The sequence below is a fragment of the Luteimonas panaciterrae genome, from assembly GCF_020511115.1.
GTDB lineage: Bacteria > Pseudomonadota > Gammaproteobacteria > Xanthomonadales > Xanthomonadaceae > Luteimonas > Luteimonas panaciterrae.
Genome location: NZ_JAJAVH010000099.1, coordinates 1 through 474 on the forward strand (window position 1 = coordinate 1; position 474 = coordinate 474).

Annotated in this window: 1 protein-coding gene; it reads right to left on the minus strand. The window is 60.5% G+C overall.

The annotated features are described in order from the left end of the window. The coding region (locus LG367_RS18440; RefSeq protein WP_226470748.1) for a hypothetical protein at positions 1–248 on the minus strand (248 nt) is incomplete at its 3' end. Positions 249–474: the final 226 nt, after the last annotated feature.

Genomic DNA, 474 nt, shown 5'->3' on the forward strand with positions numbered 1-474 from the left:
GGAAGATCGTCTGCCTCTCCCACTTCGATCGCTTGCTGCACCTTGCGCTGCGGCAGTGAACGGATGGCGTCCGTGTTGGCGCGGGCATAAATGCCGTTGGATTTGCGGCGCACCAACGCGCCCGTGCCTTCGGCGGTAGTCACCGTGCCAATGACTTCCCATCCCGACGGCATACCTGCGGGCGGCAGATAGAGGTCCGGATTGCCTGGCCTTACAATCGTAATGTGGGAGCGGCGGGCGCGGCTCATTTGAGCGTCCCGATCTTGTGCTCCGTCGAAGCAGTAGCAGGCCCGGCGGGTCGAATCGCCAAGCAACGACGCACCGGGCCGATGAGGTGGAGAATTAAGCTTGGTGGCATACCTGCGAGAATTGAGAAGTGCATCATCACATGGAGTAGGGATCAAGCGGATCGACGCCGCCGCGCAGGCGTATAAAAAACCTCTCCTCCCGACGATTAGGAGGAGAGGGAAAGAG